We start from the raw sequence: 10,464 nt of genomic DNA, 5'->3' as shown, positions 1-10,464 counted from the left end.
GTTGAGCGTGGGGGTGGTTGGGTGACCCTGGGGCTTCGGAGGCCAGCGGAGCCACCCCCACCTCCGACTCCTCCCCGCGAGGGGGAGGAGAGCCGCGTCGAGACGAAATGTGTGAATCCGGCAGCCTTCCAGAAGAGGAAACCGGCCGTGACGGTTCGAAGCGCCGCGCTTCGCGGTGCGGGCGCCCGAAAAACGCATCGGCGATCACCCCGCTCCTGGCCCGAAATCTTCTCAACCGAAAGTTGTCCGGCCCCGAAATCTTGCCTCGCGGCCGAGGTCTCCTGTGCCCGAGCGGCCACGGTCGTCGACAGACCGTCGGGATGCCCTTGCGTGCGCCCGCGGCGGCGACTACCGATCGACTAAAGCTGTTTCATTACAGTAGTTTACGATAATTCTAAACAGCGCCTCGCGCCGACCTTTGCATGCCCGTGCGGGGTTGCGGTCGCGTGCCTGCGCGACGGAGATTCCGCCATGTCCGCTTCCTCCATGGGATGCCTGCCCCCCGCCCGCCGTGCCCTCGCCGGCGTCTCTCTCCTGGTCCTGGCCGGAACGGCCCAGGCCCAGGCCCAGCAGGGTGCCGTCACCCTGGAGACCCTGAGCGTCGAGGGCAGCGGCGCCGGCGTCGTCGGGGGCGGCGGCGCACCCGGCCGGAGCCAGCCCGAGACGGCGCGGGGCCCGGTGCCCAGCTACGTCGCCAGCCGCAGCGCCACGGCGACGAAGACCGACACGCCGCTCATCCGCACCCCGCAATCCATCAGCGTCATCGGCGCCCAGCAGATCGAGGCGCAGCGCTCGCAGACCGTGTCGGAGGCGGTGCGCTACACACCGGGCATCTACGCCAACCAGTTCGGGCCCGACACCCGCCTCGACTGGTTCCTCATCCGCGGCTTCTCGGCCACGGAGACCGGCCTGTTCCGCGACGGGTTGCAGCTGTTCCAGACCTCGTTCGCGAACTTCCGCGTCGATCCGTTCGGGGCCGAGCGCATCGAGGTCCTGCGCGGGCCGGCCGCGACCCTGTTCGGCGGCTCGCCGGTGGGCGGCCTCGTCAACGTCGTGTCGAAGCGCCCGACGACGGAGCCGTTTCGCTACGTCGAACTCGGCGGCGGCTCGTTCAACCAGCGCTACGCCGCCTTCGACGTCGGCGGCCCGGCAGACAGTTCCGGCCACTGGTTCTACCGCCTGACGGGCAAGCTGCAGAACAGCGACGCTCAGGTCCAGTTCGCGCCGGAGGACCGCTACTACATCGCGCCTTCGTTCACCTATAAGCCGGACGGGGCCACCACCTTCACGGTGCTGACGAGCTTCCAGCGCGACGAGACCGGCGGAGCGGGCCAGTTCCTGCCCTATTCCGGCACCGTGCGCCCCAACGCGTCCGGCCTGCGCATCGACCGCAAGCTCAACGCCAGCGATCCCCTGGTGGACAGCTACACCCGCAACCAGGCCAACCTCGGCTACGAGTTCGAGCACCATGTCGACGACGTCTGGACCGTGCGCCAGAACTTCCGCTTTTCGTTCACGGAGGTCCGTGACTCCCGCTACGTCGGCAACGGCTACGCCAACGCCAGCGAGACCGAGCTCGCCCGCTACGGCTTCCTGACCACGCCGCGCGCCGGCCTGTTCGCCGTCGACAACCAGGCCCAGGCCCGGTTCAACGACGGATACTTCGGCCACACCGTGCTCATGGGCGTCGACTACAAGCGCTACAGCCTGTCGGACAACCAGGCGACGACTTTCCCGGTCCCGGGGCTCAACATCCTGTCGCCGCGCTACTTCCAGACCGCCGCGAACCCCCTGCCCTACCGCGTGGTCAACCAGCAGCTCCAGCAGACCGGCCTGTACCTTCAGGATCAGGTCGCCCTCACCGACCGCCTGACCTTCCTCATCGGCGGCCGCCAGGACTTCGTCAGCAACGTCGTCCAGGACCGGCTGGTGCTGGCCAACTCCACGGTGCGGGACGAGGCCGCCTTCACCGGCCGCCTCGGGCTCATCTACAACTTCGACAACGGCCTCGCGCCCTACGTCACCTACGGCACCTCGTTCAACCCGACGGCGGGCGTCGACGCCAGCAACCGGCCGTTCAAGTCCGACAGGGGCGAGCAGATCGAGGTCGGCGCCAAGCTGCAGCCGGTGGGCTGGAACACCTTCTTCACCGTGGCGGCCTTCGACCTCGTGCGCTCCAACGTGCTGACGCCGAACCCGGACAACGTCTTCACCAACCTGCAGCTCGGCGCCGTGCGCTCGCGCGGCTTCGAGGCGTCGGCCACGGCCAGCCTCGCCGAGGGGCTCAATCTCATCGCGTCCTATACGATCTACGGCCTGCGCACGATCGAGGGCACGAATCTCGACCTCGGCCGGGTGCCCGTGGGCATCCCCGAGAACTTCGCCTCGCTCTGGGCCGACTACACGATCCCCGTCGGCGACTTCAAAGGCTTCGGCTTCGGCGGCGGCGTGAACTACGTCGGACGCTCCTACGCCGACGTCGCCAACACCCTCGTGGTGCCCGAATACGTCACCTTCGACGCGGTGGTGCATTACGAGCGCGACGGCTGGCGCGCCGCGGTCAACCTCCAGAACGCCGGCGACAAGCGCTTCGTCGCCTCGTGCTCGAGCGTCAACGCCTGCTTCTACGGCACCCAGCGCCGGATCACCGCCAGCCTCGGCTACCGCTGGTGATCCCTGTTCCGGTCGATCGCTTCGGCTGGGCCGATCTCGTGCGGAGACGGGGCAGCTGACGGCATCCGGATACGGGCGTGAGGCCCACGGTGCGCCCTCTCCTGAAAGGAGAGGGTTGGGGTGAGGTGTGCGAACTCTCCGGAGAATCCACACACCTCACCCTGTCCCTCTCCTCCCAGGAGAGGGGACCCGCGCTGCCCGCGAGATGTGTGAACGCCGTAGCCTGGAAGGCAGGGCGATCGCAGAGGGGTGCATGCGCTCGGGTCGGCCCTTGCCCCTTCGTGCAGAACGCAGGTGCGCATCCCCCTCTCCCCGCCTGCGGGGAGAGGGCCGCAGGCACCCCGTCGTGCCTGCGGCGAGCGAAGGCGAAGCCGAAGCGACGGTGAGGGGGCGATTCCGGAGCAGTCTCATCCGGATTCGCCCCCTCACCGTCGGCTGCCGCCTCGACGCGCTCCCCGGCAGGGGGAGACGCGTCCCTCTCCCCAGCCAAGCGGGGCGAGGGGATGCGCACGGGGGGCGGCGCTTCGTCGACAGCCCCTTCGGCGGCGGCTTCAGACCGCGACCATCCTTTGCGATCGCCCTGCCTTCCAGGCGAGGGGACCCGCGATCTGCCTCGTCCTTCGGCGATTCGCACGGGGGACCGAACTGATTCAGCGGAAGCCGTATGTGGCGCGGGGCAAGCCTTCGCCCCGCGCGCCGCCTTCGTGCGACAGGGCGCTGAACGGCGACAGCCGCCCCGCGAAAAAATCATTCGCAGACGCGGACGCGGCGGATGTGCTCGTCGCCGTAGGCGTCGATGTAGCCGCGGCGCTCCATGTGGCAGACCTCTTCCTCGACGTAGACCGGGCGCGGCTCGCGGTAGACCGGGCGGCCGGGGTAGTAGCCGTTGTTCTGCGACGAGGCGATGGCGCCGCCGATGGCGAGGCCGCCGAGGACGCCCAGGGCCGCCGCGCCGCCGGGGCCGATGCCGTCGCGGGCCTGCGCCCCGGGCGCCATCGTGACGAGGAGGCTGCCGGCCATCGCCGCGCCGAGGAGGGTCCGCTTCATGACGTCGTGTCCTTCGATTCTCGAAACCGGGCTTCAGGTTCGAATCTGGACACCGAACGGTTGATGAATGGTAAGCGGGCGACGCCCGGCCGGGGCCGACCCCGTGCGGCGGCGCACCGGGCCACGCCGGCGGGCAGGATCACGCCGGCGGGTAGGTGTGCTCGTCGGCCGGGAAGCGGCCGGCGCGGACTTCCTCGGCATAGGCCGCCACGGCGCCCTCGATCTGGGTGCGCAGGGCGCCGAACTGCTTGACGAATTTCGGGACGCGGTCGCTGAGACCCAGCATGTCCTCGAGGACGAGGATCTGGCCGTCGCAGGCCGTGCTGGCGCCGATGCCGATGGTGGCCGCCGCGATGCCCGGCGCCGTGGCGATGGCGCGGGCCACGGGCTCGACGATGCCCTCCATGACGATGGCGAAGGCGCCGGCCTCGCTGATGGCGCGGGCATCGGCGAGGAGACGCGCCTCGCCGTCGGCCTCGCGGCCCTGCACCTTGAAGCCCCCCATGGTGTTCACGGACTGGGGGGTCAGGCCGATATGGCCCATGACGGGGATGCCGCGCTCGACCAGGAAGGCCACGGTGTCGGCGAACTTGGCGCCGCCCTCCATCTTGATGGCGCCGGCCCCGGTCTCCTTGAGGACGCGGGCGGCGTTGAGGAAGGCCTGCTCGCGGCTCGCCTCGTAGGAGCCGAACGGCATGTCCACGACGATGAGGGCGCGCGACGTGCCCCGGATCACCGCCTGGGCCTGGACGATCATCATCTCCAGGGTCACCGGCAGGGTCGATTCCATGCCGTGCATCACCATGCCGAGGGAATCGCCCACGAGGATGAAGTCGCAATGCGGATCGAGGATGCCGGCCGTGTGGGCGTGGTAGGCCGTCAGCGCGATGATCTTGACGCCCGCCGCCTTGCGCTTGGCGAGATCGACGGCACGGATGCGGCGCGACTGGACAACTTGGGACATCGGACTCCACCGGGCTCGTCGCACCCTTGCGGGCTCGTCGCACCCGTGAGGACGGGCGCGCGCGTTGGGTGGGTCCCTCATACACCCGCGCGCGGCAAAGCGCGCGTCCCGGCGCAAACAAAGCATGGGATCTGACAGATGTCGTCGTTCGGAGTTACTTGACTTGCACGGTGCCGCACCCGTTGCAGTGACGGCGATGGCGTCGCCGTCCGGCACTCTTCGGTGGGCGTTCCCTCCCTAGACTTGGGGCGCCGTGTGCGTGCCTTTCTTCCGCCACAACCCGGCCGGTGTCAACCGCGAACGCGCGCGCGCCGTGACATCGGGGCCGGCTCGAAATCGGAAACGCCTCAATCCAGATCCATTGCGCGCTCGAACGCGGCGGCGCTCGATTCCTGGCCCTTCGGGTCGATCACGAGGATTTCCTTGAAGCCGCGCCGGGCCAGCTCCCAGGTCTTCTCCAGGGCCTGATCGGCGGTCCCGCACGCGAAGGTCGCGGCCCGTCCGAGGTGATCGTTCGCCTTGACCTTGTACAAGTCGGTCTCCTGTCTGTCCGGGACCGGCTATACGCCAGCCGGCGGCCGCGCGCGAGCGGCCCGGCCGGCGGCGGGATTTCGGGCCCCTCGGAGCCTTCAGCGCTGCGCCCCGGCGGCGGCCCGCCCGGCCCAGGCCGGGTCCTCCTTCACCACCGCCGTCTCGTGGCGCTCCTGCCAGCCCTCGAGGCCCGTGGGGAACCAGTGGACGCCGGTGTAGCCGGCCTGGACCAGGCGCTTGCCGGCGTTCCAGCTGCCCCAGCAATCGGGGTGGCAGAAGGTGACGATGGCCCGGGCCTTGTCGCCCCCCGTCAGCTCCGCCACGCGCGTGAGGAACAGGGCCTCGTGCGCGGGGTCGAGGGGCGCCGCCCCGGCGCTCGGCATCCACACGGCGCCGGGGATGCTGCGGTGGGCCGGGAGCCACGGCTTGTCGGCGGCCATGCCGGCGGGGCGCCGGTCCGCCATCGCCACGTCGAGGAGCACGGGCTTGCCCTGCGCCACCACCCGGTCGAGGCCGTCGATGTCGAGGACCGCGGCGCCTTTGAGGGTGGGGGGCGTGTAGCCCTGCTGCGGGCCGGTGTGGAGGCCCTCGGGCTCGGGCACGTCGACGGGCGAATCGGCCGGCGCCGCCGCCATGGTCCCGAGGGCGAGGAGGGCGGCGGCGGCGAGGCGAGCGAGGGGGATCATGCGTCTCTCACCCTCAGTTGCTCGGGGCCGGCACGGGGAAGCTGTGCTCCCAGCGGCCGTCCTGGTTGTCCGAGGCCATCACCGTCACCGGCGCCTTGCCCTCGGGCAGGAAGGCGAAGTTGATCACCGGGTTCGACGCAATCGAGATGTCGCCGTCGAGCGTCAGGATGTTGCGCCCGCCCTGCGCGACCACGACCTTCTGGATGTAGCGCGCCGGGGTGTAGTCCCGGGTGACCTGGTTCATCTGCATGCCGGAAAAGTTCGGATGGCGGATCATCAGGGTCGCCTCCGTGGACTTGCCGGGGGCGGGCTCCCCCGAAAACTTCATCCGCATGTCGCCCATGCCCTTCATGGCCTCCTCGTCGCTCATGCCCATGGGGGCGGAGCAGCCGCCCGACGCCTTGACGAACTTCGTCGTCTCGAACAGCCGGCCGTCCTTCATCCGCACCACGGCGTGGACGTTGGTGTAGTTGTTGACCCGGACCCGGAGCTTGATCTCGCCCGGATCGGCGGCGGGGCCGAAGGTGATGTTGGCGGCATAGGGCGACGGATTGTCGTCGATGATCAGGGACACGCCCGCGACCCTATCCTTCTCCGGCATGGTCAGGGTGATGGGCACCAGGGCGGCGTCCAGCGCCCGCACCGGGGCCTCGACGGCCACCAGGGTCTCGGTGGGCTCCACGATCTTGTCGCCGAAGATCGAGGTGCGGATTTCCTGCCAGCGGGCGAGGCGCTCGGCGTCGGTGTCCGAGGCGCCGGCGGCGGCGGCGGGTCCGGCGAACAGGGCGGCGGCCGGGAGCGAAGCGGCGAGCGACAGGGCGAGGGCGGCGGTGAACGGCTTCATGGCGTGTCTCCTCTTGTGAACAACATGGGGCGGGATCACTCCCATTCGAGTTCCTTGAAGGCCTGGGTCACGTTGCGGCCGTGGTAGAGGTCGAACAGGGCCCACTTGTCGGCCTCGGACCGGCCGAGGGTGGCGACCGCCGTCTCGATGGGCATGTCGGAGGCCAGGGCCTTGCGGGTCTCGTCGCGCAGGGTGCCGAGGTAGCGGGTGAGGTCGGCCAGGGCGGGGGCGAACGCCACGAGGGTCGGGCCGTGGCCCGGCACGGCTTTCTCCGCCCCCATGGCTTTGAGCACCTCCGCCTCCTTGAGCCAGCCGACGAGGCTGCCGTCGAGGGACGGGATGCGGGTGACGAACAGGAGGTCGGCGGGAAACAGGAGGCCGGAGGCCGAATCCCGCATGGAGAGGTCGCAGTTGGTGTGCGCCACCCCGTGGGCGTGGAAGGTCAGGCGGCGCCCGCCGAGGTCGATTTCCGCGCCGTCCGCGACCTCCAGGGTCGGGTAGACCACCCGGCCGGCCTTCTCCGCCCCCAGGATCTCGACGAGGCGGGTGCGGTAATACTCGCCGCGCGCGTCGAGGGCCGCGCGCAGGGCGTGGTGGCCGATGAAGACCGGCTTGTCCGCTTCGAACGCCTCGGCCCCGAAGCAATGGTCCGGATGGACGTGGGTGAGCACCACGTGGCTGATGGGCTTGTCCGTGCGGGCCCGGATCTGCCCGCGCAGCCATCGCCCGTCGGCGAGACTCCCGCCGGACTCGGTGACGAGCACCGAGCGCTCGCCGACGATGAAGCCGATATTGGCGATGGCGTCGTCGTTGTCCGGCGTCGCCTCGGCGTCGGGCCCGCGCCGGACGAAGATGCCGGGGCCGACCTCGTCGAGGCCGAACCCCTCCGCCGAGCGCCCGAGGGTCGGCAGGCAGCACAGGCACAGGCCGCCGAACAGCGCTTCGCGCCGGCTCGACCGGACACCGCGCGCGCCGAAGCGCCAGCCATCATGGGCCGCCATACCGGACGTCCTCCGCTTGTTTTCTTGCCTACCATTTAGTAGGTAGATTTTCGCCGCCGTCAACGGCACAATTTCTTGATTGCGTCCTTCCCTCGCGTCCTCCGGGAATGCCCCCAGCATGAGAGACACCCGCGCGGAACTGCTGCTGCAGGCCGAGACCCTGGTCCGGAGCCGGGGCTATTCCGGCTTCAGCTACGGCGACCTCGCCGCCGTGGTGGGCCTCCGCAAGGCCAGCATCCACCACCATTTCCCAACGAAGGCCGACCTCGCCCTCGCGTTGGTCGCCGCCTACGATTCCCGCTACGACGCGGCCCTCGACGCCATCCTGGCGCAGGCGAACGCCGTGGCGCGGATCGAGGCCTATGGCCGGCTCTATCTCGGCGGCGTCGCGGACGATCTCGGCTGCCTCTGCGCCGTGCTGGCGGTGGAGCGCGACACCCTGCCCGAACCGCTCAGGGCCGCCATCGTCCGGTTCTTCGACAAGCACATCGCCTGGCTGGAGCGGGTGCTGGCGGACGGCCTCGCAGACGGAACCGTGCGGGCGGACGTGGTCCCCGCCGCCGCGGCCCGCCTGGTGGTGGCGACCCTGGAGGGCGCGCTTCTCCTGGAACGGGTCCTCGCCGGCACGACGGGATTCCGCGAGACCCTCGGCGCCCTGTGCGACGCCCTGCGGCCGCCGCGCGCGGGCCTGGTGGTGACAACATGACGGGTGTCACCCACGCGAAGGGTCTGAGATGGAGGGTGAGCCGTCCTTTGGTTGCTGCCGGAAAGCCGACATGCGCTTGGTGCCACAACCGTGTCGAGCATTCTCCGGCTTCGTATCAGGTTTGCCGCGGCGGCTGAGGTCATCTCACCATATGTGAACACGCCCAGAATCAGAAGGAACATCGGAGATGGCGCGACGATGTTACTGATCCAGGTACCGAACCGTTTAGTGTACCGAACCGTTTAGTCGGCAGCGTCATCCCCCATGCCGCTATACTCACGGTTATCATCCGAAGACGCATCGCGTTTATTCCGCCAGCTGACGTTCAGCACCGTCGTCACTTAAGGCCAAGATGCGCGCACGTACGATATCGACCCGCCCTTCCGGGCCTCGGATGTTGCCGTCAAGAAGATGGTCAAAGTCTCTGTCCGCGAGCAGCCCCCTGAATTGCTCAGCAATAAAGTGCCGGATATCGGCATCTGCCCGCCGGACCTCTTCTATGATTTCCTCGCGGCCATCTACGATCAGGAGAATGTCCTCGAGATCATGGCTACCAAGAAGATCTCCGTCCCCGCGACCCAGGTATGCCTCCAATTTCGTGGCAATAAATAGTTCCGGCGTTAGTCGTCTTATATTGATATCTTTAGTTAGTGGACAGGTGACTGCTGTTTCGATAGCCTTCGCATACCAGCGGTTGCTAAATCCGAGGATCTCTGGGTCGTCGGGCATGAAATCAACTTTGAGGCCGCCGAGCTTCATTCGGCATATGACTGTATCGTCGTATGCCTCCATGAAACCTCTCTGACGCAACTGTGCTTGTAACTCAGCCCAGGCTGCATAGCCGGCGAGATCGACAATCAGGTCGACGTCGTCCGTTGCCCTTACGTCCTCAATGGTGACCGCATCGGTAATAAAAAGAGCTGTTGTGCAACCTCCAACGAATACCAATCTACCACGAAGATCGGCGCCGAGAGCTTCGGCAACGGTCTTCAACATTTGAAGCAATTGGCCTCGAATACTCATTTCGCCAGCAGCTTCTCAGAAAGCCTATCCTTTGCTAAGCCCATCTCGCGTTGGTTTCCGAGTCTGATAGCGTCTACCAGCGCGAGGTATTCGTATAGATGCGCATCTTTCCCTGCCGCCTCTGGAACACTTTTGAATAGTGGCTGCACAGATTGCCCAATATCTCGCCCTCCTGCGGACGGCCAAACGTAGATATAATTACCTCCGCTAAGTAGCAGATCCTTCAGCATGGGCGCTGCAAATGCCGTTGGGATGCCACGAGTCATAGCTCCGGGCGCTGCGGGAAAGACGAACTTTAGGCCATGAACGATGAAGTTGTAAAGACTGCGGCGATTAGTCTTTGGTCGACCTGTCTTGTGATCTTTGATGGCCATCCCTGTTGAAAAAATGCGTTTTAATGAAGCATTGACTTCTGTCTTACTGATCCCGAGCCGTGATTCGAGGTTGCGAACCGAGTATGGTGACTCGCCCCTGATTTTCGACTCGAATCCTTCAGGTTCGCTCTTTTCCTCCTCCTGCGCCTGAAGGCTTACGAGCTTTAGCAGGACGACAACATCCTGACTTTTAATTCCGATCATACACCACTGTCCTCTGTCCTAGGACCAAGGACAGTAGGCCATGCTCGGGTTCGCTTCGTCAACGGAAAGATGCACCTCAACCGTCCTTCGCACGCGTAGGCTCCTGCCTTCCCGGCCCCGCAACCGCTCCGGCTGAACAGATGCCGGCTTAGGGGGGCCTGAGAAGGTGGCTAACTAACCAAGATGGGCGCAAAGCCGAATGTGCTTCAGGGCAACGACTGAGTGACTCCTCACCACTCATCCCGGTCGTAGGTCTCTGGTTCAGCACGCTGCCGGGAAGCGGACTTTCCGAGGGTCATCAAAGAGTCGAAAGCGGCCTTGGCAGAGGGGTAACAACCGTCAGATTTCCTCCGGTCAGATTTCCTGCAGAAGGGGCGCCACCCTCGTGCGCGCCCTCCCCCCCGCGCCCTC

General features: G+C 67.2%; 10 protein-coding genes. 2 read left to right on the top strand and 8 right to left on the bottom strand.

Annotation, left to right across the window (positions count from 1 at the left end; all coding sequences use genetic code 11):
* Positions 1-471: 471 nt before the first annotated feature.
* Positions 472-2,673: a TonB-dependent siderophore receptor gene (locus FV218_RS20525; protein ID WP_147711355.1), complete on the top strand. Its 2,202-nt coding sequence runs from the start codon at positions 472-474 to the stop codon at positions 2,671-2,673.
* Positions 2,674-3,420: 747 nt separating this feature from the next.
* Here FV218_RS20525 and FV218_RS20520 read toward each other — a convergent pair.
* From FV218_RS20520 to FV218_RS20495, 6 genes are all read right to left on the bottom strand, one after another.
* Positions 3,421-3,720, bottom strand: coding sequence for a hypothetical protein (locus FV218_RS20520; protein ID WP_056090726.1), 300 nt, complete (start codon positions 3,718-3,720; stop codon positions 3,421-3,423).
* A gap of 139 nt (positions 3,721-3,859) precedes the next feature.
* Positions 3,860-4,684, bottom strand: a complete 825-nt coding sequence (gene panB / locus FV218_RS20515) for a 3-methyl-2-oxobutanoate hydroxymethyltransferase (protein ID WP_056090723.1) — start codon at positions 4,682-4,684, stop codon at positions 3,860-3,862.
* Between the two features lie 347 nt (positions 4,685-5,031).
* The gene (locus FV218_RS20510; RefSeq protein ID WP_056090721.1) at positions 5,032-5,217 is read right to left on the bottom strand and encodes a hypothetical protein; all 186 of its coding nucleotides are present in this window, start codon (positions 5,215-5,217) and stop codon (positions 5,032-5,034) included.
* Positions 5,218-5,313: 96 nt separating this feature from the next.
* Positions 5,314-5,901 carry a rhodanese-like domain-containing protein gene (locus tag FV218_RS20505; protein WP_147711354.1) on the bottom strand — a complete coding sequence of 196 codons (588 nt, stop codon included), beginning with the start codon at positions 5,899-5,901 and terminating at the stop codon, positions 5,314-5,316.
* Between the two features lie 13 nt (positions 5,902-5,914).
* Positions 5,915-6,745, bottom strand: coding sequence for a quinoprotein dehydrogenase-associated SoxYZ-like carrier (locus FV218_RS20500; RefSeq protein WP_147711353.1), 831 nt, complete (start codon positions 6,743-6,745; stop codon positions 5,915-5,917).
* Positions 6,746-6,780: 35 nt separating this feature from the next.
* Positions 6,781-7,746, bottom strand: a complete 966-nt coding sequence (locus FV218_RS20495; protein ID WP_147711352.1) for a quinoprotein relay system zinc metallohydrolase 2 — start codon at positions 7,744-7,746, stop codon at positions 6,781-6,783.
* A 118-nt stretch (positions 7,747-7,864) separates the two neighbouring features.
* On the opposite strand from FV218_RS20495, the gene FV218_RS20490 reads away from it, so the two are divergent.
* The gene (locus FV218_RS20490) at positions 7,865-8,452 is read left to right on the top strand and encodes a TetR/AcrR family transcriptional regulator (RefSeq protein ID WP_147711351.1); all 588 of its coding nucleotides are present in this window, start codon (positions 7,865-7,867) and stop codon (positions 8,450-8,452) included.
* A gap of 306 nt (positions 8,453-8,758) precedes the next feature.
* Here the strand turns inward: FV218_RS20490 and FV218_RS20485 are convergent, their stop codons facing one another.
* Together FV218_RS20485 and FV218_RS20480 are read right to left on the bottom strand one after the other, a co-directional pair.
* Positions 8,759-9,448 (bottom strand): hypothetical protein, encoded by a 690-nt coding sequence (locus tag FV218_RS20485; RefSeq protein ID WP_246685209.1) that lies wholly within the window; start codon positions 9,446-9,448, stop codon positions 8,759-8,761.
* A 23-nt stretch (positions 9,449-9,471) separates the two neighbouring features.
* Positions 9,472-10,044, bottom strand: coding sequence for a hypothetical protein (locus tag FV218_RS20480; RefSeq protein ID WP_187273122.1), 573 nt, complete (start codon positions 10,042-10,044; stop codon positions 9,472-9,474).
* Positions 10,045-10,464: the final 420 nt, after the last annotated feature.

Origin of the sequence: Methylobacterium sp. WL69 (genome assembly GCF_008039485.1) — a bacterium.
Lineage (GTDB): Bacteria > Pseudomonadota > Alphaproteobacteria > Rhizobiales > Beijerinckiaceae > Methylobacterium.
The sequence above is the reverse complement of the archived record's forward strand: the minus strand, read 5'-3'. Positions and strand labels throughout refer to the sequence as shown.